This window comes from Kitasatospora terrestris, assembly GCF_039542905.1.
GTDB classification, from domain to species: domain Bacteria; phylum Actinomycetota; class Actinomycetes; order Streptomycetales; family Streptomycetaceae; genus Kitasatospora; species Kitasatospora terrestris.
This window is the reverse complement of sequence record NZ_BAABIS010000001.1, coordinates 6,142,993-6,168,395: the sequence shown is the minus strand read 5'-3', so window position 1 is coordinate 6,168,395 and position 25,403 is coordinate 6,142,993. Positions and strand designations below refer to the sequence as shown.

Genomic DNA, 25,403 nt, shown 5'->3' with positions numbered 1-25,403 from the left:
TTGTACCGTAAGGCCGAATGGCCGGATCTGCTGCGGCGAATGGTGGACAATGGCCACAAGTCGCCAGCGGAAGATCCCTATTCTGGCCGTATGTCGGACGACCTCCTGGAGCCGGTCGGGCTGGGCGCGACGGAGAGTGCGCTCTACCTCCACGTGCTGTCCGCACCCCGCTCCACCACCGCCCAGCTCGCCGAGGCGCTCAGCTCCACCCCGGCGGGCATCCGCACGGCGCTCGGCCGTCTCGTCACCACCGGCCTGGTCACCCGGCTCGCCGGGTCACCGGTCCGGTACACCGCCGCGCCACCCGAGGTCGCGGTCGACGCGCTCGCCGCGCAGCGCCAGCACGAGATGGACCTGCTGCGCAGCCGGATCCGCGAACTCGCGCACAAGTTCCAGAAGTTGGACAGCTCCAAGTCCGCCGAGCTGGTCGAGCTGATCGAGGGCCAGGAAGCCATGCGGCACCGCGCCGAGCAGCTCCAGCTCGGCGCCCAGCAGGAGATCCTGATCATCGACTGTCCGCCGTACTTCGACGACCCGACCGCCAATCCGATGGAGTTCCAGCTCCTCGAGCGCGGTGTCGTCTACCGGGCGCTGTACGACGCCCCCGGGCTGGAGGGCGCCGCCCGGATGGGCTTCGTGATGGAGTGCATCGCGGCGGGCGAGCAGGCCAGGAGCCTGCCGTCGGTGCGGATGAAGATGCTGGTCGCGGACCGCCGCTACGCGATGATCCCGCTCAGCTTCGAGGCCACCGAGTCCACCGCCGCGCTGTGGGTGCGGCCCTCGCCGCTGCTGACGGCGCTGGTGACCTGCTTCGACCTGCTCTGGGAGCGGGCGACGCCGCTCGGCGTCGGTCAGCAGACCGGAGAGCTCGACGAACGCGACCGGGAACTGCTGGCGATGATGGCCAGCGGGATGAAGGACGCCGCGATCGTCCGCAGCCTCGGCATCACCCAGCGCACCATGACCCGCCGGATCAGCCACATCCTGAACGTCCTGGACTCCCAGACCCGCTTCCAGGCCGGTCTCCAGGCCGCCCGCCGCGGCTGGCTCTGAGCCGCGATGCGGGGCGGAGCGGCGACGTCGGGCGGAGCACCACACCCGGGTAGGGCGCTACGCCAGGGCGGGGCGGCCGGGCGCGGCCGGCGGCCGGACCGCGGTCACTTCGCGGAGACGGCCCGCAGGTGGGCGAGGACGAGCGGGTCGATCCGGTCAGCGACCAGCCGGCCTTCGAGGTTCTCCACGCCAGCCCAGGTGTCCAGCGAGTCGTAGCCGAGGCCGGACAGCAGCGCGCGGACCTCGGCGGCGAGCTCGCCGGTGAGGTCGAGCAGGGTGGCCGGGTCGGGGGTGCCGTGCAGGATCTCGTGGACGGCGAGCAGCCGGCGCAGTTCGGCGATCGGGTCGGTGTGGTCGTCGACCCGCAGGTCGTACGCGACGTCGCCGTAGCCACCGACGCCGCGGCCGGGGTCGACGATGTACAGGGCGGCGCTCTGTCGACCACGGCGGTCGCCGCCGGCCGCGTCGCCGGCGGCGAGGGCGGCCACCAGGCGGTCGGCGAAGGGGAGTTCGGCGGAGGCCAGCCAGACCGCCTCGGCATCGCGGACGACCTCGGGCCCGACCAGCAGGTTGCCCTGGATCGCGTAGCCGTGGCCGGCGGCGCCGCCCGCCCAGTCGAGGCACTCCGCACCGGTGAAGGAGGCGCCCGCGCCCTCGGGGCCGACCACACCGAGCTGGCGGTGGGCGCTCTTCGGGTCGGCGGCGGTCAGGGCGGCGACCACCGCGTCCGGTTCGACTCCGGTGCGCAGCATCGCCAGGCCCTGTTCGCGGTAGGCGACATTGGCCCACGCCTGGGTCGCGAGGGCGCCGACGGCCGCTCCGGCGGCCGGTACCACCGCGCCGACGGCGAGGAACTTGCTGGCCACGGCGATCCCGAAGGCCGGGCCGGAACGCGCCACGATGGAGAAGGTCACGTCGGTCGACACTAGTCCGCCCGGCGCGTGGCGTCCATGTCACGCGCCGGGCGGTCCACCGGATGGGCCGAGCGGGCCTGCACGGGGTCGAATCCGGGCCGCATCCGGTCCGGTTCGGCACCGGATCAGGACTTGATCCGGGACCGACGCGGGCCGGATGCGGGCACGGCACCGGGTTGCCACCGGGTCGGATCCAGGACCGGCGTACGGGGTCGACACGGGGTCAGCTCCGGTCGCCAGCACGTCGATGCGCGGCCGCCTCCCGGCCGACACCGATCCGCGTCCGGACCGAAGCCGACTCGGCCTCGCCGCCACCGCCGCTGCGGCTGCCGGCCGCAGCACCGGCACCGGGTCAACATCCTTGCTCAGAAGCCGAATCGGCCGCGCCGATCGGCCGGCACCAGGTCGGTGTACTCGGGGTGCTTGCCGATCCAGGCGCGGATGAACGGGCAGTACGGAAGCACGGCGAGGCCGCGTTCGCGGGCGGCGTCCAGGGCGGCGCGGGCGAGCCGCCCACCGAGTCCGCGGCCCTCGAACTGCGGGTCGATCTCGGTGTGGATGAACGCCAGTTCCCCCTCGGAGAGGTGGTACTCGGCGAAGCCAGCCAGGCCTTCGTCGGTGTGGATCTCGAAGCGGGACAGCTCCGGGTTGTCGCTGACGCGGGGTTCCATCTGTGCTCCTCGGTGGGTGGTTCGGGCTCGGTGTTCCGCCGGACGGTGACGCCCGACGGCCGCCGGTCGACGGCTGTCGGTCGACGGCCGTCGGGGTGGTTCAGCCGTTCCGCAGGGCGGCCAGCTGCTGCTCGAACGGGACCACCGTCTCGGTGACCCGGCCGGACGTCTGCGGCCGGTGGGCCATCAGCTCGGCGAGTTCGCCCGCCGCCCGGGCGATCCGGGCGGCCAGCCCGCCGTCCGCGGTGCCGGCCGAGCCCCAGTCCTCGGACGCCGCGTACACGGCCGTCGGCGCGACCACTGACCGCAGGTACGCGAAGAGCGGCCGCATCGCGTGCTCCAGGGCGAGCGAGTGGCGGGCGGTGCCGCCGGTCGCGGCGATCAGCACCGGGGTGCCGGTCAGCGCGTCCCGGTCGAGCACGTCGACGAAGGACTTGAACAGGCCGCTGTACGAGGCGCTGAAGATCGGCGAGACGGCGATCACACCGTCCGCCCGTTCCACCGCCTCGATCGCGCGGCGCAGCGCCGGGCCGGGGAAGCCGGTCACCAGGTTGTCGGCGATGTCTCGGGCGAGGTCGCGGAGTTCGACCACGGTGACCTCCACCTCCCGGCCGCCGTCGCGCAGTTCGCGCGCGACGGCGTCGGACAGGCGGTCGGCCAGCAGCCGGGTGGAGGACGGGACGGACAACCCGGCCGTCACCACCGCCAGCTTCAGCGCGCTCACTTCGCCACCTCCGCCGCTCCAGCAGCGACCGACCCGGCAACCGACCCGGCAACCGACCCAGCCGCGGACTCGGCAACGGCCTCACCGGCCGAGGCGGCCGAGCCGGTACGCGTCGCGGCAAGGCGGGCAGCGTGGGTCGGGCCGTCGGGCACCTCGGCCGGGCGGTTCTTGGCGAACTCCTGGCGCAGCACCGGCACGACCTCCTCACCGAGCAGGTCCAGCTGCTCGAGCACCGTCTTCAGCGGCAGGCCGGCGTGGTCCATCAGGAACAGCTGGCGCTGGTAGTCGCCGAAGGACTCGCGGAAGGTCAGCGTCTTCTCGATGACCTCCTGCGGGCTGCCGACGGTGAGCGGGGTCTGGTCGGTGAACTCCTCCAGCGAGGGCCCGTGGCCGTAGACGGGGGCGTTGTCGAAGTAGGGACGGAACTCGCGCACCGCGTCCTGCGAGTTCTTGCGCATGAACACCTGGCCTCCGAGGCCGACGATCGCCTGCTCGGGCGTGCCGTGGCCGTAGTGGGCGTACCGCTCGCGGTACAGCTCGATCAGCTTCTGGAAGTGCTCCTTGGGCCAGAAGATGTTGTTGGCGAAGAAGCCGTCACCGTAGTACGCGGCCTGCTCGGCGATCTCCGGCGAGCGGATCGAGCCGTGCCAGACGAACGGCGGGGTGTCGTCGAGCGGGCGCGGGGTGGAGGTGAAGGACTGCAGGGGCGTGCGGAAGCGGCCCCGCCAGTCGACGTTCTCCTCGCGCCACAGCTGGTGCAGCAGCGCGTAGTTCTCGATCGCGAGCGGGATGCCCTGGCGGATGTCCTGCCCGAACCACGGGTAGACGGGGCCGGTGTTCCCGCGGCCCATCATCACGTCGACCCGGCCCTCGGCGAGGTGCTGGAGCATCGCGAAGTCCTCGGCGATCTTCACCGGGTCGTTGGTGGTGATCAGGGTGGTGGAGGTGGAGAGGATCAGGCGCTCGGTGCGGGCGGCGATGTACCCGAGCATGGTGGTGGGCGAGGACGGCACGAACGGCGGGTTGTGGTGCTCGCCGGTGGCGAAGACGTCGAGGCCGACCTCCTCGGCCTTGAGGGCGATGGCCACCATCGCCTTGATCCGCTCGTGCTCGGTCGGGGTCCGACCGGTGGTGGGGTCGGTGGTCACGTCGCCGACGCTGAAGATCCCGAACTGCACCGTCACCGCTCTCAGCTCCTCCTGGTTGATTCAATATTCAACCATGCAGAACGGGGTCGGTGCCAGCACTATTCCCTGAGGTCGGAGGCGGTCCCGGAGCCGAGGGTGGCGACCGCCTGGGCCAGCCACTCGGTCCAGAACGACTCCAGCTGGATACCGCCCTGCAGGACCAGGTGGTGCAGGGCGTTCTCCTCCCCGGCACGTTCCGGCGGGAAGTCGCGGGCCTCGATCTCCCGGTACTCGGCGAGCTGGCGCCGGTGCAGTTCCAGGTGGCGGCCCAGCTCCGCACCGAGCCCGTCGGCACCCACCACGGCGGCGGCGCGCAGCCGCAACAGCAGCGGGTCCCGGATCGGCTTGGGCTCCTGCCGCTCCCCCACCCACGCCGCCAGCGCCTCACGGCCGGCGGGCAGCACCTCGTACTCCTTGCGCGGGCCGCGGGCGTCCGCCGCCTGCGGGAGCGCGCGGATCAGGCCGGTCTGCTCCAGCCGGCCCAGCTCACGGTAGATCTGCTGGTGGGTGGCCGACCAGAAGAAGCCGATCGACTTGTCGAACCGCCGCGTCAGCTCCAGGCCCGAGGACGGCTTCTCCAGCAGGGCGGTCAGGATGGCGTGCGGCAGCGACATGCGACCGATCCTAGGCCCGCCGCCCCGACCGGCCGGGTGGCGCCGCCACGGGGTCGTAGAGTCGGGTCATGGCTACGGACGAGACCACGGCGCGGGTCGACAGTTGGATCTGGGCGGTGCGGCTGATCAAGACGCGATCGGCGGCCGGGGCGGCGTGCCGCGGCGGGCACGTGAAGGTGAACGGTGACCGGGCGAAGCCCGCGCAGCACGTCAAGCCCGGGGACGAGGTACGGGTCCGGGTCGAGGGCTGGGAGCGGGTGGTCGAGGTGACCCGGGTGATCAGCAAGCGGGTCGGCCCGCCGGTTGCCGCCGAGTGCTTCGTCGACCAGAGCCCGCCGCGGCCGCCCCGCACCGAGGTACCGGCGGTGGCCGGTCTGCGCGACCGGGGTACGGGCCGCCCGACCAAGCGTGACCGCCGCGACCTGGAGCGCCTGCACGGACTGCGCCCGTCCTGAGCGGACGGCGGGACACGGACGGCAGGACACGGACGGCAGGACGCGGACGGCGGGAGGGGAGAATGGCAGGCATGTCGCGACGTCGCAGGCCCACCGCCCCAGCTCCATCTCCTTCTCCCTCCCCCGCCGCTCCCGAGGCGTGCCCGTGCGGTCTGCCCGCGCGCTACGCGGAGTGCTGCGGCCGGCTGCACCGGGGCGAGGCGCAGGCGGCCACGGCGGAGCTGTTGATGCGGTCGCGGTTCAGCGCGTTCGCGGTGCACGACGAGGCGTACCTGCTGCGCAGCTGGGCGCCGGAGACCCGGCCGGCCGAGGTGGATTTCGACCCGGAGCTGCGCTGGGAGCGGCTGGAGGTGCTGGGCGCCACCGAGGGCGGCGCGTTCCACACCGAGGGCACGGTGGAGTTCCGCGCGTACTACCGGGTGGGCCGGGAGGCGGGGGTGCTGCGCGAGAACAGCCACTTCCGTCGCGAGGCCGGTGCGTGGGTCTACGTGGACGGCGTCGTCGACTGAGCCCGGGGGCGGCCGTCGCGCACCCGGTGCTTGAGGTCGAGCAGCGCGCCGGAGGTGCCGCGCGGGGCCAGCCAGGAGACGTCGTGCCGGTCGACGGCGCCGAAGCGGTACTTGTACGGTTCGGTGCCGCGCAGGAAGTCGAAGGTGTGCAGGCCCTGGTCGGCGCAGGCGCGGATCGCCTGGTCGATCACGGCGGTGCCGAGCCGCAGCGGGGCCAGCTCCGGCTCCCAGCCGATCTGGTAGTAGGAGAAGCCGCTGCCCCAGCGGAACCCGTAGAGGGCGCCGACGAGCCGGTCCTCCTGTTCGGCGAGCAGGAAGGCCGGTCCGCCGCCGCTGCCCGAGGCGGCTGCGCGTTCGATCACCCGGGCGTGCAGGGGCCGGCGCTGCCCGTCGAAGGTGGTGGGGCGGCCGAGCGCCGCACGCCGCAGCCGGTGCAGGCGCAGCACCCGGTCGAGGACGTCGGGCCCGGCCTGGTCCGGGGTGGCCCAGCGGAAGGTGACGCCGGCGGCGGCGAGCTTGCGCCCGTACCGGCGGACGGTGGATCGGAACTGGCGGGAGCCGAGGGCGTCCGCGCCCGCGGTGAGGTCGGCGCGGGGGCAGGCGGCGCGGGCGACCGGGCGGGCGTGGCCGGGCAGCAGGTCGGCCTGGTCCGGGTCGAGGTCGGGCAGCCACAGGGTGGCGCGCCGGGCCCGTTCGGCGAGGAACTCGCGGACCTCTGCGCGGCGTCCGGGCAGCGCGGGGATTCCGCAGTGGTCGGCGGCGCCGGGTCCGGAGCCGAGCAGGGTGAGGCAGCCAACGGTGAGCGGTGCGCGCGGGTGCAGCCGCAGCCGGGTGTTCAGCAGCGGGACGACCGCCTCCGGCCGGCCGTCGGCGCCGCGCCACACGGCGATCTCGGCGGGCCGGCCCGCGCCGAGCGTCTCCCACCAGGAGAGCACCCAGTCGGGCGTCATGAACCAGGAGCCGCCCGGGTCGGCGGCGACCAGCGCCCGCCAGCCGTCGACGAGTTCGGCGGGCAGGTCGGGCGTGGTGTGGATCTCCGGTGCTGCGGTCACTCTTCCCCCCAAGGAAGGCGCGGTACGGGTCGGGCGGCCCGGCAGGTGCGACGGCCGGCTCGGGCGCGTCCGGTGGACCCGGGCAGGTCCGGCGGCCGGCTCGGGCACGTCCGGCGGCTCGGGCGCGTCCGGTGGACCCGGGCAGGTCGGGCGGCCCGCGCGGGCCGGGTCAGACCCCGCCGCGCATCCGGTGCACGGTGGGGTGCAGCCCGGACAGAATGGTGTCGAACCTGGCCCGTCCGGTGTGCGAGTTCACCCGAAGTCGGCTGATCCGCAGCGGCGAGGCGGGCAGCAGCCGGTCGTGCCGGTGGTCGAACAGGAAGGCCAGCCGGTAGCCGAGTTCGCGCAGCAACTGCTCGGCGCGCGGGTCGTGGTTGCCGTTCGGGTAGGCGAAGGTGGTGGGCGGGGCACCCAGCCAGCCGGTGAGCATGGTGTGCGCCTCGGCGATCTCGGTGCGCAGGGTGTCGTCCGCGCAGCGGTCGAGGCAGGGGTGGGTCATGGTGTGGTTGCCGATCGCCACGCCGCCCTCGCGGAGCACGAACAGTTCCTGCGCGGTGAGTTGGGGGGTGCGCGGCGCGGGGGCGGCGGCGGTTGCGCGCAGTTCCTCCAGCGCGGTGAGCCGCTCGGCGTCGGGGAGCCGCTTGAGGCGGGCGACCAGGGCGCCCGGCGCGAGCGCGCCGAGGGCCGTGCGTCCGCCGGAGCCGGCCAGCTCGGCAGCCTCCGTCCACCAGAACGGCTGGTCGCTGCCGATCAGTTGCGGGATGACGTACGCCGCGGCCGGGATCCGGTTGCGGATCAGGGCCGGCAGGCCGTGGGTGAGCAGCGACCGGTCGCCGTCGTCGAAGGTCACCAGGACGCTGCGCAGGGGCAGCGGCCGACCCTCGGTGACGGCGCGCTCGACCTGGGCGAGCGAGACGGGGTTGGCGGTGCTCGCCAGCCGCTCCAACTGGGCGGCGAAGCTCACCGGGTCGTCCACCCCGTGGTACGCGAGTACCGCCAATCGGCGGGTGGACGCGGCCCGGAACGCGAGCTGAAGTGGTGAGTGGCGCAGCAGCGCGTCGGCCGCCCGCCTGCGGGCACGGCGCATGATTCCCCCCGGTCCGGTGCACAGCGGAGCGTCGCCGCCCCAGGTCAACAGAATCCCATGGACAGGTAATGCCTGTCCCAATTCCTGTGAGATTCCTGAATCCGACCGGATCTGATGGTACGTCGGGCGGGCCGCCCGGGTCAGGCGGTCTCGGCGTGGATCCGGCCCGCCGCGGCGGCGGCCGCGAGTGCGGCGTGGTCGGCCGCGTTGAGGTCGGCGTAGCGGAGCGCGAAGCGGGCGATCGCGCGGTCGAAGGTGTCGGAGGAGCCGAGGTAGGCGGCGATGGCGATCCGGTCGCCGGACCGGGCGTGGGCGCGGGCCAGCGCGGTGCCGCAGAGCCCGGCGTACGCGCGCAGGCGGCCCGCCGACATGGTGCCGACCTCGGCGGAGCCCTTCATGTCACGCAGCTGGCGCCAGTAGAAGTGCCGGCCTCCGGGGGCGGTCATCCAGCCGAGGAAGATGTCGCCGGCGGCCTGGGTGAGGTGCTGTCCGGCCACCACCCGCCGACCGTGGTGGTCGTGGCCGCCGGGCGGCAGGTACGCCTCCAGGACGGACGCCTCGGCCTGCTTGAGCTGGAGGATCAGCGGGTCCTTCTCGTCGCGGCCCCGGAGCAGCACGACGAAGCAGCGGGTGCCGACACTGCCGACGCCCACCACCTTCATGGCGGCGTCCACGAAGTCGTACCGGTCGAGCAGCTCGCCGCGCTCGTCGGACAGGGTGGCGCGGTAGTCGGAGAGCATCGCGTGCAGCTCGTCCGGGTCCACGGCGGTGCGCTGGACCAGCGGCGGGTTGTCGACGAAACGGCGGCGTCCGTCGACCACCTCGGTGAGCTTGCCGGCGGCCTGCAGGCTGTCGCGGCGGCGGGCGGCGGCGAGCTTGGCCTCGATCTTGCGGCGCTGGCCTCCGGAGCCGACCAGCGGGAGCAGCTGTTCGGCGTCGATCCGCCGGTACCAGACCGCGAGTTCGCCCTCCTCGGCGAGGCTCCGCACGCCCTCCCGGTAGGCGCGGACGGCGCCCAGCACCACCTCGCGGCCCTCCTCGTCGTCGGCGCCGTTCTCCCGGGCGGCGACGGCGAGGCTGGCGGCGAGCCGTTTGACGTCCCACTCGAAGGGGCCCGGCAGGGTCTCGTCGAAGTCGTTGAGGTCGAACAGCAGCGCCCGGTCGGGTGCGCCGAACACCCCGAAGTTGGCCAGGTGGGCGTCCCCGCAGAGCTGGACGTTCAGCCCGGTGTGCGGGCCGGAGGCGAGGTCGGCGGCCATCACGGCAGCGGCGCCGCGCAGGAAGGCGAAGGCGGAGGCGGACATCCGCCCGTACCGGATCGGGACCAGCTCGGGCAGCCGGGTGGCGGCCTGCGCCTCCAGCACGGCGACCGGGTCGGGCCGGTCGGCGGCGGGCTCCCACTCGCCGTGTGCCGAGCGCGGCACCTGCTTGCGCGCCTGCCGCCCGTACCCCTCGCGTACCCGCACCGGCTCGGCCATCGGCTGCTCCTCCCACGCGCTCCGGCGCCCGGGCCCGGCGGCAGCCCGCCGGCCCGGGCCCGGACTTTCGGGGAGAGGTACCGCCGGGCCGCCCGCCGGCATGCGGGGAGCGGCCCGGCGGCGGGCGGATTCACCCGGTCGGCCCAGGAAATCCGTCGACCCGAACCCGGAGGCCCGAACCAGGAGGCCCGGGGGAACCCCGAAGACCCCGGAAGTCCGAGCGACCCCCGGAGGCCCCGGGAACCCGCTCCGGTCACATGTTGATCATGTGACCGGCGAGGCCGTGGATCGCCTCCTTGACCGCTTCGCCGAGGGTCGGGTGGGCGTGCACGTTGCGCGCCACCTCGTGCACCGTCAGGTCCCACTGCTGGGCCAGGGTCAGCTCCGGCAGCAGCTCGGTGACCTCGGGGCCGATCAGGTGGGCGCCGAGCAGCTCGCCGTACTTGTTGTCGCTGATCACCTTGACGAAGCCGATCGGGTGGCCGAGGCCGTGGGCCTTGCCGTTCGCGGTGAACGGGAACTTGGCGACCTTGACGTCGTAGCCCTGCTCGCGGGCCTGCGCCTCGGTGTAGCCGAAGCTGGCGACCTGCGGCTGGCAGTAGGTGGCGCGCGGGACCATCACGAAGTCGATCTCCATGGTCTCCGCGCCGGCGATGGTCTCGGCCGCGATCACGGCCATCGACTCGGCGGCGTGCGCCAGCATCAGCTTGGCGGTGACGTCGCCGATCGCGAAGATGTGGTCGACCGAGGTGCGGCCGCGGCCGTCCACCGCGATCGCGCCGCGGTCGGTGAGCTTCACGCCGGTGTTCTCCAGGCCGTAGCCGTTGACCCGCGGCACGAAGCCGATCGCCTGGAGCACCTTGTCGGCCTCCAGCACCTGCTGCTGCCCGTCGCGCGTCACGGTGACCCGGACCGGCGCGTTCGGGTCGGAGTCGTCGATCGACTCGACCCGGGTGGAGGTGAGCACCTCGATGCCGAGCTTGCGGTACTGCTTCGCCAGTTCGACGGAGACGTCGGCGTCCTCCAGCGGCACCATCCGGTCGAGGAACTCGACGATGGTCACCTTCACGCCGTAGTTGTGCAGCACGTAGGCGAACTCGACGCCGATCGCGCCGGCGCCCGCGATGATGATCGAACCGGGCAGCTGCTCGGTGAGGATCTGCTCCTCGTAGGTCACCACCCGGTCGCTCAGGCTGGTGCCCGGCAGCAGCCGGGTGGTGGCGCCGGCGGCGACGATGCAGTGGTCGAAGGTGACGACCTCGAAGCCGCCGTCGTTCAGCGCCACCTGGATGGTGCGGTCGTCGACGAAGGTGCCGCGGCCGTCGTACTCGGTGATGCCGTTCTTCTTCATCAGGTAGTGGACGCCCTTGACCCGGCCGTCGGCGACCTGGCGGCTGCGCTGGAAGGCGGCACCGAAGTCGAAGGTGACCTTGCCCTCCACCTGGATGCCGTAGGTCTTCGCCTCCTTGGTCACCGTGTGCGCCAGCTCGGCGTTGCGCAGCAGGGCCTTGGACGGGATGCAGCCCACGTTCAGGCACACTCCGCCCCAGTACTTGGACTCGATCACCGCCGTGCGCAGGCCCAGCTGGGCCGACCGGACCGCGGCGGTGTAGCCGCCGGGGCCCGCGCCGAGGACGACGACGTCGTAGTGGGTGCTGCTCATGATGCTGTGGTCCTCCGAGGAGCGAGGCTGCGTGCGGTCCCGGTCATCGTGTCAGGACCGCAGGCGGCGCGCCCAGCGCCGCTGCGGAGTGTGAGCAAGGGATCAGGGTCAGTAGATCAGGTAGCCGGGGCGCAGGCCGGCGTCGTCGATGTCACCGCCGGCCTGCGTACGGAGTCGGCGGCTGAGTTCGTCCAGGGCGCGGGAGGCGGCGACCTCCTCGCCGATCCGGGTGACGGGGCGGTCGGCGGCACTGCGCTCGGCGGCACCGCGGCCGGTCAGGGCGGGGGCGCCCGTACCGATCAGCCGCGCCTCGCAGGCGGTGTGCGTGCCGTCCTCCTCGAAGCTGAGTTCGACGTCCCACTGGTTGTGCATGGCGGCACCTCCTGCTAACAGCGTGGTCCCGGGTGCGGGGCCGGGCAAGAGGTGGCAGCGCCCGGCCGGGTGGGGGTGCCGCCGACCACGCGGTGACCACCGGCCGCGCGGTCGGCGGCCGCTCGGGAACCCGGGACCATTCTGCGCGGCGGCGGGGGGAAAGCGGTGGAGCGACAGGCCCCGCGGGGCCGGTTCGGCCGCCCGGGGGGATCCTCCGACGATCGGCTCGTCGTTCCATCCGACATGGCGTCAACTCCGGTAAAAGCAAAGATCGTTGGGCCACATTTCCTCGTGTACGGTTTCGTTCGCCCGGTATCCGTTCCGAGAGGACCAGCAATTCCGTGACAGGGGCCAACGAGCTGGACGTGGCAGTGGTCGGAGCCGGGATCGCCGGGCTGTCCGCCGCCCACCACCTGCGGGCGGCGGGGCGCGAGGTGACCCTGCTGGAGGCGAGCGAACGGGTCGGCGGCCGGATGGCCACCACCCGGCACGACGGCTACCTGGTGGACGAGGGCGCCGACACCCTCGCCGGACGCGGCCAGGAAGCCACCTGGGAGCTGATCCGCGCGGCCGGGATCCCGGCGGACCGGCTCCTGGCGGTCGAGGCCGGGCTCGCCCTCTGGCGGCACGGCCGGGCCCACCCCTACCTCGCCCACCCCAAGGGACTGACGACCGGCGCCGGGCTGTCGCTGCGCGGACGCGCACAGTGGCTCCGGCTCGCCGCGCGCCTCGCCGCGCGCGCCCGCTCCTTCGACGCCGACCGACCGGAGGCCACCCCGCTCGGCGACCTGACGATCAGCCAGTACGCCGGCCGCGGCGAACTGCTGGACGGCCTGCTCCAACCGGTCGCCGCGCACCGCTTCGGCTGGCGCCCGGACCGCTCGGCCGCCGCCCCGCTGGTCACCGACCTGCTCCCGGTCGGCGGCGGCGCCCGCCGGACGGCCTACCGCGACGGCATGGACGCCCTGCCCCGCGCCCTCGCCGCACGGCACGAGGTCAACCTGAAGGCCGAGGTGCGGGAGGTGGTGCCGCTGCACGGCGGCGGCGCCGCGCTCCGGCTCGCCGACGGCCTGCTGCTGCGCGCCCGGCAGGTCGTGCTGGCCGTCCCCGCGCCGCTCGCGCTGCGGGTCCTGGAGGACCGCGTTCCCGACGAGGAGCGGCCGTACCTGGAGGCCGGCGGCTACACGCCGATGCTGAAGGTCTCCTGCCTGCTGGACCGCCCCCTGCCGAGCCCGACCCGCAGCCCCAGCTACGCCCTGGCCGTCCCGGCCACCGAGAGCCGGGTGTGCAGCGGCCTGGTCCTGGACCACCTCCGGGCGGCGGGCCGGGCACCGGCCGGTCGCGGCCTGGTAGGCATCCTCCTCTCCCCGTGGATCTGCCCGGAGCTGCTGGACGCGCCGGACGCCAGGATCGCCGAGCTGGCCTGCGCGGAGGCCGAGCGCTTCCTGCCCGGCCTCCGCGAGGCGACCCTCACCACCCTGGTCCACCGCTTCCGCCACGGCCTGCCCGAGTGCACACCCGCCGCCCTGCGGCTGCGCGCCGCGTTCCTGCGCCGGCCGGTGCGGACGGTCGAGTACGCCGGGGACTGGGTGATGCTCAGGCCCACCGGCGAAGGCGCGATCCGCTCCGGGAAGCTGGCCGCCCGGCGACTGCTGGAGGCCGCCGGATGAGCCCCGTCCCGGTGTGGGCGGCGACCGGGCTGCTGCCGGTCGACTGCGAGCTGCTGCTGCACCTGCTGCGGACGCCGGCGGCTCCTCCGGCGGACGGCCGGACGGAGGCCCTGTCCCTGGCGGGCGGTCCGTGGGCGGACGGGGCCGGCGGGCCGGTGCCGGACACCGTGCGGGCCATGGAGCGGTACGCCGCGGCGGCCGACCGGCTGGGGTTGGCGACGGTGCACTTCGGCTCGCCGCTGCCGGCGGAGCTGGACCGCCCGGACGTGCCGCCGGCGGTCCGCCGGGCCGTGGCCGAGCGGCCGGGTTACCTGGCGGACCGGCCCAGCCTGGTGCTGCGGCTCGGGCCGGCGCGTTCCGCGGCCCGCACGGTGATGGTCAACGTGCGGCTGGACGCCGCCCCCGGGTCGGCGCCGGTCTCCTTCGACGGGCGGCGGGTCCGCGGGCCCGGCGCGAACGGCGGCGCGGGCCCGGCGGTGGCGCTGCTGGCCGGGATCCGGGCGGCGCTGGCGATGGCGCCCGCCCTGGGGGAGCGGATCACCGTGCTGGTCCAGCTGGCGGCGGGCGGGGCCGGTGGTGTGCTGGGCACCCGTCCGCTGGTGGAGCGCGGGTACGTCGGCGCGCTGAACGTCTTCTGCGCGCCGACCGGTCTGCGCTGGCTCCCCCGGGCGACCGCCGCCTCGACGGCCCGGCTGCGGGTCCGCGGCGAGGACGTGGCCGCCGACCGGACGGACGGGCGCATCGAGGCGGCGGTGCTGCTGGGCTTCCTCGCCCAGTACCTGGCCCGCGAGCTCGCCGACCGGCCGGTGCGGATCGGCGGGCTCACGGCCGGTCCGCTGCCCGGCGTGGCCGCGGGTGGCGGCGAGTTGCTGCTGGAGCTGCCGTACGGGGACGCGGCGGCCGGGCGCGCGGCGGAGCGGACGGTGGAGGCGGCCGTGGCCGGCGGGCTGGCCCGCTTCCGGACGGACTTCGCCGACCTGCCCGGCCTCGCCCGGACCGCCGGGGAGTGCGCCCGGATCACCGCCGTGGAGTGGCTGCAGCGCGGGCTGCCCGTACTGGACTCCCGCCACCCGGCGCTGGAGCGGCTGCTGACCCGGGCCGGCCTCGCCCGGTGGCCCGGGGAGGAGCCCGCGTTCGACAGCGACGCGATCTGGACCGCCGGGCTGCCGGACACCCTCACCGTGCTGTTCGGCCCCGGCACCGCCGTCCCTGCCACCGGCGACGCGGGCGAGTCCGTGGACCTCGACCGGCTCGACGAGTTCGCCGACGCCGTCGCCCGGCTGCTCACCGCGTTCGCCGCATCCACCACCTCCACCTCCACCGCATCCACCACGGACGGCTGACCGGCTGACCGGACGCCCGGTCAACTGCCCGCCGGAGCAGCGCCCGTGCGGGTGATCATGAGCCGGTCGCGCCTCCTGGCGGCCCGTCCCGCCCGTAGGCTCGCACGGTGACCGACTCCTGCCTCCGCTCCCCCTCCGCCGCCTCCCCCGCGCCCGTCGTGGCCGTCGTGGCCGTCCGGGCCGGAGTCTGAGCGGTGGAACTCTGGCTGCTCAACCACCTGTCCACCTTCACCCTCGGCGTGGTGGTGGTCGGCGGGATCGTCGTGCTGGCGGTGCTGGGCAGCGCGCTCACCCGCCGGTACCACCCGGCGACCGCCGAGGGCGGCCACAACGAGATGGTCGGGGTGGTGCTCTCCATGTTCGGCGCGATCTACGGGGTGATCCTGGCCTTCGTGATCGTCAACCTGTGGACGCAGTTGCAGAGCGCCGAGTCGGTCATCGCCACCGAGGCCACCGCCGCGGCGCAGATCGTCCGGGACGCCCAGGCGTTCCCGCCCGGCCCGCGCACCGAGGTGCAGACCGCGGTGGGCAGCTACGTGCACGCGGTGGTCGAGCAGCAGTGGCCGCTGATGCGCGACGGCAGCGGCGACTACGGCCGCACCTCGCCCAAGCTGGAGGCGGTGTACCACGCGCTGCGCGGGTACGAGCCGACCACCGGGACCGAGCAGACCTTCTACGAGCAGGCGGTCACCAACCTCGACCAGGTGGTCGCCCAGCGCCGGGCCCGGATCACCCAGAGCCACCAGCAGCTGCCCGTCCTGCTGCAGGTGCTGGTGTTCGGCGGCGCGGTGGTGATCCTGCCGCTGACCTTCCTGTACGGAATCCGCAGCCGCCGCATCCAGCTGCTGTTCGTCGGCTCGGTGGCCGCGCTGATCGGGTTCAGCCTGCTGCTGGTGGTGGTGCTGGACCGGCCGTTCTCCGGCGACCTGAGCGTCAGCCCGCAGCCGTTCAAGGACGGCGCGCTGGCCGTCTTCTGGACCGACCCGCAGACCGTGGCCACCGGCCCCTGACCGGGCCCCGCCCACCGGGCCGGGCACATCCCGCCGACCCTCCCCGACCTCACAGGTTGCGCCCCCGCCGGTGCGGCACGCGTAACGGCGGGGGGCCGTCCGATGTCACCTGCCCGCAACAGGAGCTGCCTAGCTTGGGCCTCGCATCGGATCGAGGAGGCCAGAGGGTGACGGCAGCGACGGCGGGCACACCGGCGGGCGACCGGGTGCGGACGGTCTGCTCGTACTGCGGCGTCGGCTGCGGGATCGTCCTGGAGATCGGCCGCGACGCGGCCGGCCGGCGCACCGTCGCGAAGGTCTCGGGCGACCCCGAGCACCCGGCGAACGCGGGCCGGCTGTGCACCAAGGGCGCGACCGGTGCCGAGCTGATGTCCGCGCCCGGCCGGCTGACCACCGCGCTGCACCGCACCGACCGGGGCGCCGAACCCGAGCCGCTGGACGTGGACGAGGCGATCGCCGAGACCGCCCGCCGGCTGCGCGCGGTCCTGGACGAGCACGGCCCGGACGCGCTCGCCTTCTACGTCTCCGGCCAGATGAGCCTGGAGGCGCAGTACCTGGCCAACAAGCTGGCCAAGGGCTTCGTGCGGACCAACTCCATCGAGTCCAACTCCCGTCTGTGCATGGCCAGTGCGGGCAGCGGCTACAAGCTCTCGCTCGGTGCGGACGGCCCGCCCGGCTCGTACCGGGACTTCGACCACGCCGACGTCTTCCTGGTGATCGGCTCCAACATGGCCGACTGCCACCCGATCCTGTTCCTGCGGATGATGGACCGCGTGAAGGCCGGCGCCAAGCTGATCGTGGTGGACCCGCGGCGCTCCGCGACCGCCGCCAAGGCCGACCTGTTCCTGCAGATCCGGCCCGGCACCGACCTGGCGCTGCTGAACGGCCTGCTCCACCTGCTGGTCGAAGGCGGCTTCACCGACCAGGAGTTCATCGCCGAGCACACCGAGGGCTGGGAGCAGCTGCCGGCCTTCCTGGCCGACTACCCGCCGGCGAAGGTCGCCGAACTGACCGGTCTGCCCGAGGAGTCGATCCGCGAGGCGGCCCGGCTGATCGGCGAGGCCGGCGAGTGGATGAGCTGCTGGACCATGGGCCTCAACCAGTCCACCCACGGCACCTGGAACACCAACGCCCTGGTCAACCTGCACCTGGCGACCGGCGCGATCTGCCGTCCGGGCAGCGGCCCGTTCTCGCTCACCGGCCAGCCGAACGCCATGGGCGGCCGGGAGATGGGCTACATGGGCCCGGGCCTGCCCGGCCAGCGCTCCGTCCTGGTGGCGGAGGAGCGGCGGTTCACCGAGGAGGTGTGGGGCCTGCCGGAGGGCACCCTGCGCACCGAGGTCGGCGGCGGCACGATCGAGCTGTTCGAGCGGATGGCGGCCGGCCGGGTCAAGGCGTGCTGGATCATCTGCACCAACCCGGTCGCCTCGGTGGCCAACCGGCGGACCGTGATCGAGGGCCTGGAGGCCGCCGAACTGGTGATCACCCAGGACGTGTTCGCCGACACCGAGACCAACGCGTACGCCGACCTGGTGCTGCCCGCCACGCTCTGGGCCGAGTCCGACGGCGTGCAGGTCAACTCCGAACGCAACCTGACGCTGGTGCAGGGCGTCCTCGACCCACCCGGACAGGCGCTGCCCGACTGGCAGTTGATCGCCCGGGTGGCCTGCGCGATGGGCTTCGCCGAGGCGTTCGCCTACGCGAGCGCCGAGGAGGTCTTCGAGGAGCTCAAGCGCTTCCGGAACCCGAAGACCGGCTGGGACCTGCGCGGTGTCTCGTACGAGCGGCTGCGGCGGACCCCGGTGCAGTGGCCGGCCGCCGCCGAGGACGGTCCGGACCGCAACCCGGTGCGCTACCGCAACGACGGCGTCAGCCAGCAGCTGCTGGTCCGCGAGGACGGCACCCGGCCCGCGCTGGCCTTCCCGACCCCCAGCGGGCGGGCCGTCTTCCACGCCCGGCCGCACGCCGACCCGGCCGAACTCCCGGACGAAGACTTCCCGTTCGTGCTGAACACCGGCCGGGTCCAGCACCAGTGGCACACCCTGACCAAGACCGGCAAGGTCGCCAAGCTGAACCGGCTCAACCCCGGCCCGTTCGTCGAGATCCACCCGCTGGACGCGGAAGCGCTCGGCCTCGCGGACGGGGACGCGGTCGAGATCGCCTCCCGGCGCGGCCGGGCCGTGCTGCCCGCCGTGGTCACCGACCGGGTGCGGCAGGGCACCTGCTTCGCGCCGATGCACTGGAACGACCTGTTCGGCGAGTACCTGAGCGTCAACGCGGTCACCTCGGACGCGGTCGACCCGGTCTCCCAGCAGCCGGAGCTGAAGTTCTGCGCCGTCGCGCTGAGCCGCTCCACCGTTCCCGTGCCGGACTTCACCGCCGCCGGCTCCGGACGTGCCGGGACCACCGGATCAGCCGCACCCGCCGCACCCGCCGAGGCCGCCGCGGCGCCCCGGCCCGGCGGCGGGCCGGGCCCGGCGGGGCCGCTGCCCTCGCTGGCCGAGGTCTTCGGCGTCGCCGAGCTGGTGCCCCCGGTCCTGGCGGAGGACGAACGGCGGTACCTGGCGGGCTTCCTGGTCGGCGTGGCCGCCGCGCCCGCCGCCGTCGGGGTGCCCGCGCTGCCCGTCGGGGCGCCGTTCGCCCGCGAGCACGCGCTGTGGGTGGACGGGATGCTCGCCGGGCTGTTCTCCCGCTCCACCGACCGCTCCACCGTCCTCTCCCCCGCACCCGGGGCCGACGCCCCGGCCCCGCCCGGCCGCCGGGTGCTCGTCCTGTGGGCCTCGCAGACCGGCAACGCCGAGGAGTTCGCCACCACCGTCGCCGGACGCCTGACCGCCTCCGGCCGCACCGCCTCGGTCCTGTCGATGGCCGACTGCCCGCCCGGCACGATCGTGCCCGGCACCGACCTGCTGGTGGTCACTTCCACCTTCGGCGACGGCGACGCGCCCGACAACGGGGCCGACTTCTGGCAGTCGCTGAACGCCGCCGACGCCCGCCGCTTCGCCGACCTGCGCTACGCGGTGCTGGCGTTCGGCGACTCCAACTACGACGACTTCTGCGGCCACGGCCGCCGGCTGGACGCCCGGCTCGGCGAGCTCGGCGGCGTCCGGCTGCTGGAACGCCGGGACTGCGAACCGGACTTCGAGCAGCCCGCCGAGGAGTGGCTGACCGAGGTGCTCGGCCTGCTCGGCACCGCCGCCGCCCCGGCCGCCGCCGCGGCGCCCTCGGCGTCGCCGGCCGGCGGCCGCCCCTCCAAGGCCGCCCCGCACACCGCCCGGCTGGTCGGCAACCGGCTGCTCAGCCTGCCGGGCGCGGCCAAGGAGGTCCGGCGGTTCACCTTCGACCTCGGCGAGGACGGCCCGGCGTACGAGGCGGGCGACGCGCTCGGCGTGTGGCCGGTCAACTGCCCCGACCTGGTCGACGAATGGCTCGCCGCCACCGGCCTCGACCGGAACGCCGAGGTGGCCCTCGGCGGCCTCGACCCGCTGCCGTTCGGCGAGGCGCTGGAACGCCACCTGGACATCACCAGGATCACCCCCGACCTGCTGCGGCTCGCCGCCGACCGGACCGGCGACCGGACCCTGCGCAAGCTGCTCCGCCCGGACAACAAGGGCGAACTGGCGCAGTGGGCCTGGGACCGGCAGGCGGCGGACGTGCTCGCCGAGTACCCCGTCCGGGTGTCCGCCCAGGAGTGGGCCGACCGGCTGAAGCGGCTGCAGCCCCGGCTGTACTCGATATCCTCCAGCCCGCTCGCCGACCCGCGGCACGTCTCGCTCACCGTGTCCGTGCTGCGCTACGAGGGCCGCAGCGGCCGGCTCCGCAAGGGCGTCGCCTCCACCTTCCTCGCCGACGCCGGGCCGGACAGCCCCGTCCCGGTGTTCGTGCAGCGCTCGGCGCACTTCCGGCCGCCCGCCGACCCCGCCGTCCCGGCGGTGATGGTCGGCCCCGGCACCGGCGTGGCGCCCTTCCTCGGGTTCCTGGAGGAGCGCCGGGCCCGCGGCCACCACGGCGGCAACTGGCTGCTCTTCGGCGAGCAGCGCCGGGCCACCGACTTCTACTACCGCGAGGAGCTGGAGGAGCTGCACCGCCACGGCACGCTGACCCGCCTGGACCTGGCCTTCTCCCGCGACCAGCGCAACAAGGTCTACGTCCAGGACCGGATGCGCGAGCACGGCGCCCAGCTCTGGTCCTGGCTGCAGGACGGCGCCCACTTCTACGTCTGCGGCGACGCCAACCGGATGGCCAAGGACGTGGACCGCACCCTGCGCGAGATAGCCGTCGCCCACGGCGGCCTCGGCGAGGACGAGGCCGCCGCCTGGCTCAAGCGGCTCTCCGCAGAGAAGCGCTACGCCCGCGACGTCTACTGATACTGACCGGCGTCTACTGACCGCCGGCGCGGCCCGCCGGCCCGAGGACCGGGAGCGGGGGGAGGGCGCCGGTGTCGAGCCACCCGGTGAGGAGCGGGGTGAGGCGGTGGGGGCTGTAGCGGGCGGCGTGGGCGGTGAAGTCCGCGGTGGTGACCACCGAGTGGCGGCGGGTGGTGGCCCAGTCGCGGACCATCCGGAAGAACGCCTCGTCGCCCAGGGCGACCCGCAGGGCGTGGACGGTGAGGCCCCCGCGCTCGTAGACCCGGTCGTCGAACATCAGCCGCCGGCCGGGGTCGCCGATCCGCAGGTCCTGCGGCAGGCCGAGCAGCTGCCGGTACGCGGCCTCGGCCTTGCGCTGGGCGGACACCCCGCCGGAGCGCTCGGACCACAGCCACTCGGCGTACTTGGCGAAACCCTCGTTCAGCCAGATGTGCTGCCAGCCGCCGACGGTCACGCTGTTGCCGAACCACTGGTGGGCCAGCTCGTGCGCGACCAGCCGCTCGGCGCCGCGGGCGCCGTCCACGTGGTTGGTGCCGAAGGTGGCCAGGCCCTGGGCCTCGACCGGCACGTCCAGCTCCTCGTCGGCGACCACCACGGTGTACCCGTCGAAGGGGTACGGGCCGAAGAGGTCCTCGAAGAGCCACATCATCTGCGGCTGCCGGGCGAAGTCGTGCTCGAAGCGCTCGCGCAGCGCGGCCGGCACGTACCCGGTCTGCGGCACCTGGCCGGTCTCCCGCTCGGCCAGCGGGACCGCCCGGTACGGGCCGATGGAGACGCCGACCAGGTAGCTGGCGGTCGGTGCGGACTGCTCGTACACCCAGGTGGTGGCGGAGGCCCGGGTGGTGCGGGTGAGCAGCCGCCCACCGGTGACCACGGTGTACGGGGACGGCGTGGTGAGCGAGATCTGGTAACTGGCCTTGTCGGAGGGCCGGTCGTTGCATGGGTACCAGGAGGGCGCGCCGACCGGCTGGCTGGCGACCAGGGCGCCGTCGGTCAGCTCCTCCCAGCCGAGGCCGCCCCAGGGGCTGCGGACCGGCCTGGGGTTGCCCGACCAGTGCACCTCGACGGTGAAGGCGGCCCCGGCGGCGGGCGCCTTGGCGGGCTTGACCCGCAGCTTGCCGCCGCGGTGGGCGTAGTGCGCGGCCCGGCCGTCGACCAGCACCCGGCCGATCCGGAAGTCGGCCAGGTCCAGGGCGAACTCGCGCAGCTGCACCGGGCCCGCTATGGCGTTGATCCGGGCCGAGCCGGCCAGCCGGTTGGGGCCCGGCCGGTAGTCGAGGGTGAGCTCGTAGCGGTGGGCGTGCCAGCGGTGGTCACCGTTGGCGGGGAAGTACGGGTCAGCGGCCGCGGCCTGCTTGGGGCTCACCGGTTCGATCTCTCCGTGCGCGGTCTCGGTCATGGCGTGGCTACTGCCAGGCCTCGATCGGGTTGCCGAGCCAGCGGGTGTCGGCCGGGACCGTCTCCGCGCGCATCACGAGGGACGCCGGGCCGAGGGTGGAACGTTCCCCGATGGTACTGCCGGGCAGCACGATTCCGCCCGGGCCCAGGGTGGCGCCCTCGCGGAGGACCACAGTATCCAGCCTCATGATCCGGTCGTGGAAGAGGTGGGTCTGCAGCACGCAGCCGCGGTTGACGCTGACGCCGGCGCCCAGCTCGACCAGGTCGGCCTCGGGCAGCCAGTAGCTCTCGCACCACACGCCGCGCCCGATCCGGGCGCCGAGACCGCGCAGCCACAGGGCCATCACGGCGGTGCCGGGGATCCGCCCGACCAGCCACGGGACGGCCAGCACCTCGACGAAGGTGTCGGCGAGCTCGTTGCGCCACACGAAGCCGGACCACAGCGGGTGCTCGCCGACCCGGAACTTCCCGACCAGCACCCACTTGGCGGCGATCGCCACCGCGCAGGCCACCACGCCGGCGCCGAGCACCACCAGGCCGGACAGCAGCGGGGCGTCCAGCGCGCAGAGCGCGGCCGCGGTGCAGACCGCCAGGGTGGCGGAGGCGAAGACCGGCAGCATCCGGGCCAGCTCGGTCAGGCCGCGCGCCCACAGCAGCCGGGTCGGCGGGTCGTAGGTGCGGCCCTCGTCGGCGGTGTCGGCGGAGCGCGGCAGCTTCACCGGCGGCATGCCCAGGTAGGAGCTGCCGCGCTTGGCCTTCTTCGGGGTCGCCGAGAGCACGCCGACCAGACCGCGGTCGGGCACCGAGCGGCCGGGCGCGGTCATCCCGGAGTTGCCGAGGAAGGCCTTGCGGCCGATCTCGGCCTTCCCGATCCGCAGCCAGCCGCCGCCCAGCTCGTACGGGGCGATCAGGGTGTCGTCGGCGAGGAAGGCGCCGTCGCCGACCTTGGTGAGGCTGGGCAGCGCCAGCACCGTGGAGACCTCGGCGCGGCGGCCGACCCGCATGCCGAGCAGCCGCAGCCACACCGGGGTGACCAGGCCCGCGTAGAGCGGGAAGAGGGTCTCCCGGGCCAGGTCCATCAGCTGGGTGACGGTCCAGGCCTGCCAGCCGATCCGGCCGTGCAGCGGGTGGTGGCCGGTGCGCAGCCCCCGGCTGAGCAGCCGGACCCCGGCCAGCACCAGCGCCGCGTACGTCAGGCCGTACGCCAGCGTCGCGGGCACCACGGCGAGCAGCGCGCCGCGCAGCGCGGCCTGCAGGTCGTCGCCGGGGTGCACGAAGAGGCCGGCGACCAGCAGCGCGGGGACGGCGGACAGCAGCGGCAGGACGCCGAGGGCGAAGCCGGTCGCGCCGTACACGGCGGCCCAGCGGGGGCTGCGGGCCGGGCGCTGCTTGGGCCAGGAGCGCTCGGCCTTGCCGAGCTTCACGGCGGGGGCGCCCGCCCAGCGCTGGCCGGTGGGGATCTGCCCGGTCACGCCGGAGCCGGGCGCGACCTCGGCCCGCTTGCCGATCCGGGCGCCGGGGAAGAGCGTGGAGCGGGTGCCGATCACCGCGCCGGAGCCGACCCGGATCGCGCCGACCTCCAGCCGGTCGCCGTCCAGCCAGTAGCCGGACAGGTCGACCTCGTTCTCGATCGCGCAGCCCTTGCCGAGCCTCAGGAAGCCGGTGACCGGCGGCAGGGCGTGCAGGTCGACGTCCTCGCCGACCTTGGCGCCCAGCGCCCGCGCGTAGCGCACCAGCCAGGAGCCGGAGAGCGAGCCGGCGCCGACCGCCTCGGCGAGGCGCTCGGCGGTCCACAGCCGCAGGTGGACCGAGCCGCCGCGCGGGTGGGAGCCGGGCCTGACGCCGCGCAGCAGCAGCCGGGCGCCGCCGGCCGCCAGCGCGATCCGGCCGGGCGCGGAGAACAGCAGCAGGGCGGCCGCGCCGACCGTCCACCAGGACGCGGTCGGTGCCCAGGCGTAGCCGCCGAGCAGGTGCAGGACATTGCCGAGGGCGAGCAGCGCCACCGTCCAGCGCAGGCCGGTCAGGGTGGCCAGCGGCAGCAGCAGGAGGGTCTGGAGCAGCTGGGCGCGGGCCGGCGTCGGCTCGACGCTGCGGGCCTCGCCGTCCGCCTGCACAGAGCGCTCCAGCAGCCGGGCCAGCTTGCGCAGGGTCGGCTGCTGGTAGATGTCGAGCACCGACACCGACGGGTAGCGGCCGCGCAGCCGGGTGGTCAGCTGGGCGGCGGCCAGCGAGCCGCCGCCGATCGCGAAGAAGTCGTCGCCGGCGCCGCGCACCGGGGCTCCGAGCACCTCGGCCCACTGCTCGGCCAGCCAGGCCTCGGTGCCGTACAGCTGCTCGCTCGGGCCGGACTGCTCCAGCTCCGGCAGCGGCCAGGGCAGTGCGTCGCGGTCGACCTTGCCGGAGGTCCGGGTGGGCAGCTCGTCGACCGGCGCCAGCAGCGGCACCAGGGCCGCGGGCAGCTCGGCGCGCAGCCGCTCCACGGCCGCGTCCCGGTCGAAGCCGTCCTGGGTGACCAGGTAGCCGACCAGCAGCTGGTTGCCGCCGCGGGCGGTGCGCACCGCGGCCGCGGCTCCGGCGACGCCGGGCAGGGCCTGCAGGGCGGCGTCCACCTCGCCGAGCTCGATCCGCCGGCCGCCGAGCTTGATCTGCTCGTCGCCGCGGCCGAGGAAGACCAGCCCCTCGGGTTCGGCCCGGACCAGGTCGCCGCTGCGGTAGGCGCGCTCCCAGCCGAGCGACTCCAGCGGGGCGTACTTCTCGGCGTCCTTGACCGGGTCCAGGTACCGGGCCAGGCCGACGCCGCCGATCACCAGCTGCCCGCTGCCGCCCATCGGCACCGGCTCGCCGGCCTCGTCGACCACCGCGAGTTCCCAGCCGTCGAGCGGCAGGCCGATCCGGACCGGGCCCTCGCCGGTCATCAGCGAGCCGCAGGCGACCACGGTGGCCTCGGTCGGGCCGTAGGTGTTCCACACCTCGCGGCCCTCGGTGACCAGCCGCTCCACCAGCTCGGGCGGGCACGCCTCGCCGCCGAAGATCAGCAGCCGGACCTCGTTCAGCGCCTCGGCCGGCCAGAGCGCGGCCAGCGTGGGCACCGTGGAGATCACGGTGATCTCCTGCTCGGCCAGCCACGGGCCCAGGTCCACGCCGCTGCGCACCTGGGCGCGCGGCACCGGCACCAGGCAGGCGCCGTGCCGCCAGGCCAGCCACATCTCCTCGCAGGACGCGTCGAAGGCCACCGAGAGGCCGGCCATCACCCGGTCGCCGGGGCCGATCGGCTCGTCCTGCAGGAACATCGCGGCCTCGGCGTCGACGAACGCGGCCGCGCTGCGGTGGCTGACCGCCACGCCCTTGGGCTTGCCGGTCGAGCCGGAGGTGAAGATGATCCAGGCGTCGTGCTCCGGCCCGGGGTCCGCGGCCGCGCTGCCCGAGGGCTTCACCGCGCCGAGCGTCCCGCCGGCGCCGAGCACCGCGTTGACATCCGCCTCGCCGAACACCAGGTCGGCGCGCTCGTCCGGGTCCTCCGCGTCCACCGGCACGTACGCGGCGCCCGCCGCCAGCACCGCCAGGATCCCCACGTACAGCTCGTTGGTGCCGGACGGCACCCGGACGCCGACCCGGGCGCCGAGGCCGATCCCGGCCTCCGCCAGCTGGCGGCGCTGCCGTTCGACCGCCGTCATCAGCTCCGCGTACGAGAGCACCACGGCGCCGTCGTCCAGCGCGGGCTCGTCCGGGTGGGCGGCCGCGGTGGCGCGCACCACCTCCACCAGCGTCCGGACGTCGGGCGCCGACTGCCCTCCGAACAACGCCATCGGCGTGTCGGACACGGTCATCGGGGTGGT

19 protein-coding genes are annotated in these 25,403 nt (G+C 74.5%); 7 read left to right on the top strand and 12 right to left on the bottom strand.

Annotation, left to right across the window (positions count from 1 at the left end; genetic code table 11):
- The first annotated feature begins 90 nt into the window (after window positions 1-90).
- Window positions 91-1,053, top strand: a complete 963-nt coding sequence (locus tag ABEB06_RS28270) for a helix-turn-helix domain-containing protein (RefSeq protein WP_345699711.1) — start codon at window positions 91-93, stop codon at window positions 1,051-1,053.
- A 104-nt stretch (window positions 1,054-1,157) separates the two neighbouring features.
- On the opposite strand, the gene ABEB06_RS28265 is transcribed toward ABEB06_RS28270, so the two are convergent.
- From ABEB06_RS28265 to ABEB06_RS28245, 5 genes are all read right to left on the bottom strand, one after another.
- Entirely contained in the window at window positions 1,158-1,967 is an 810-nt protein-coding gene (locus ABEB06_RS28265; RefSeq protein WP_345699710.1) for a DUF1028 domain-containing protein, read from the bottom strand.
- A gap of 365 nt (window positions 1,968-2,332) precedes the next feature.
- Complete coding sequence (locus tag ABEB06_RS28260) at window positions 2,333-2,638, bottom strand: GNAT family N-acetyltransferase (protein ID WP_345699709.1); 306 nt, start codon at window positions 2,636-2,638, stop codon at window positions 2,333-2,335.
- Between the two features lie 100 nt (window positions 2,639-2,738).
- On the bottom strand, window positions 2,739-3,362 hold the full coding sequence (locus tag ABEB06_RS28255; RefSeq protein WP_345699708.1) for an FMN reductase: 624 nt from the start codon (window positions 3,360-3,362) through the stop codon (window positions 2,739-2,741).
- Window positions 3,359-4,540, bottom strand: a complete 1,182-nt coding sequence (locus ABEB06_RS28250) for an LLM class flavin-dependent oxidoreductase (protein ID WP_345702018.1) — start codon at window positions 4,538-4,540, stop codon at window positions 3,359-3,361. The genes ABEB06_RS28255 and ABEB06_RS28250 overlap by 4 nt, the downstream gene beginning before the upstream one ends.
- A gap of 68 nt (window positions 4,541-4,608) precedes the next feature.
- Window positions 4,609-5,163: a PadR family transcriptional regulator gene (locus ABEB06_RS28245; RefSeq protein ID WP_345699707.1), complete on the bottom strand. Its 555-nt coding sequence runs from the start codon at window positions 5,161-5,163 to the stop codon at window positions 4,609-4,611.
- 68 nt (window positions 5,164-5,231) lie between these two features.
- On the opposite strand from ABEB06_RS28245, the gene ABEB06_RS28240 reads away from it, so the two are divergent.
- Together ABEB06_RS28240 and ABEB06_RS28235 are read left to right on the top strand one after the other, a co-directional pair.
- The gene (locus tag ABEB06_RS28240; protein WP_345699706.1) at window positions 5,232-5,618 is read left to right on the top strand and encodes an RNA-binding S4 domain-containing protein; all 387 of its coding nucleotides are present in this window, start codon (window positions 5,232-5,234) and stop codon (window positions 5,616-5,618) included.
- A 71-nt stretch (window positions 5,619-5,689) separates the two neighbouring features.
- Complete coding sequence (locus ABEB06_RS28235) at window positions 5,690-6,127, top strand: YchJ family protein (RefSeq protein ID WP_345699705.1); 438 nt, start codon at window positions 5,690-5,692, stop codon at window positions 6,125-6,127.
- On the opposite strand, the gene ABEB06_RS28230 is transcribed toward ABEB06_RS28235, so the two are convergent.
- From ABEB06_RS28230 to ABEB06_RS28210, 5 genes are all read right to left on the bottom strand, one after another.
- A complete protein-coding gene (locus ABEB06_RS28230; RefSeq protein ID WP_345699704.1) occupies window positions 6,103-7,179 on the bottom strand; it encodes a GNAT family N-acetyltransferase in 1,077 nt (358 codons plus the stop codon). The genes ABEB06_RS28235 and ABEB06_RS28230 overlap by 25 nt on opposite strands.
- 169 nt (window positions 7,180-7,348) lie before the next feature.
- A complete protein-coding gene (locus tag ABEB06_RS28225) occupies window positions 7,349-8,266 on the bottom strand; it encodes a polysaccharide deacetylase family protein (protein ID WP_345699703.1) in 918 nt (305 codons plus the stop codon).
- 140 nt (window positions 8,267-8,406) lie between these two features.
- Complete coding sequence (locus ABEB06_RS28220; protein ID WP_345699702.1) at window positions 8,407-9,744, bottom strand: DUF2252 domain-containing protein; 1,338 nt, start codon at window positions 9,742-9,744, stop codon at window positions 8,407-8,409.
- 253 nt (window positions 9,745-9,997) lie between these two features.
- Window positions 9,998-11,407, bottom strand: coding sequence for a dihydrolipoyl dehydrogenase (gene lpdA, locus ABEB06_RS28215; protein WP_345699701.1), 1,410 nt, complete (start codon window positions 11,405-11,407; stop codon window positions 9,998-10,000).
- Between the two features lie 108 nt (window positions 11,408-11,515).
- On the bottom strand, window positions 11,516-11,779 hold the full coding sequence (locus tag ABEB06_RS28210; RefSeq protein ID WP_345699700.1) for a dsRBD fold-containing protein: 264 nt from the start codon (window positions 11,777-11,779) through the stop codon (window positions 11,516-11,518).
- A 341-nt stretch (window positions 11,780-12,120) separates the two neighbouring features.
- Here ABEB06_RS28210 and ABEB06_RS28205 point away from each other — a divergent pair, with 341 nt between their 5' ends.
- The 4 genes from ABEB06_RS28205 (at window position 12,121) to ABEB06_RS28190 (ending at window position 20,169) form a co-directional block, all read left to right on the top strand.
- On the top strand, window positions 12,121-13,449 hold the full coding sequence (locus ABEB06_RS28205; RefSeq protein ID WP_345699699.1) for a protoporphyrinogen/coproporphyrinogen oxidase: 1,329 nt from the start codon (window positions 12,121-12,123) through the stop codon (window positions 13,447-13,449).
- Complete coding sequence (locus tag ABEB06_RS28200; RefSeq protein ID WP_345699698.1) at window positions 13,446-14,792, top strand: peptidase M20; 1,347 nt, start codon at window positions 13,446-13,448, stop codon at window positions 14,790-14,792. The genes ABEB06_RS28205 and ABEB06_RS28200 overlap by 4 nt, the downstream gene beginning before the upstream one ends.
- Before the next feature lie 194 nt (window positions 14,793-14,986).
- A complete protein-coding gene (locus ABEB06_RS28195) occupies window positions 14,987-15,802 on the top strand; it encodes a bestrophin-like domain (protein WP_345699697.1) in 816 nt (271 codons plus the stop codon).
- A gap of 167 nt (window positions 15,803-15,969) precedes the next feature.
- Window positions 15,970-20,169 carry a bifunctional nitrate reductase/sulfite reductase flavoprotein subunit alpha gene (locus tag ABEB06_RS28190; protein ID WP_345699696.1) on the top strand — a complete coding sequence of 1,400 codons (4,200 nt, stop codon included), beginning with the start codon at window positions 15,970-15,972 and terminating at the stop codon, window positions 20,167-20,169.
- Between the two features lie 13 nt (window positions 20,170-20,182).
- Here ABEB06_RS28190 and ABEB06_RS28185 read toward each other — a convergent pair whose 3' ends face one another.
- Both ABEB06_RS28185 and ABEB06_RS28180 read right to left on the bottom strand, forming a co-directional pair.
- Window positions 20,183-21,568, bottom strand: coding sequence for a M1 family metallopeptidase (locus ABEB06_RS28185; protein ID WP_345699695.1), 1,386 nt, complete (start codon window positions 21,566-21,568; stop codon window positions 20,183-20,185).
- Window positions 21,569-21,575: 7 nt separating this feature from the next.
- Window positions 21,576-25,394 carry a Pls/PosA family non-ribosomal peptide synthetase gene (locus tag ABEB06_RS28180; protein WP_345702017.1) on the bottom strand — a complete coding sequence of 1,273 codons (3,819 nt, stop codon included), beginning with the start codon at window positions 25,392-25,394 and terminating at the stop codon, window positions 21,576-21,578.
- Between the last annotated feature and the right edge of the window lie 9 nt (window positions 25,395-25,403).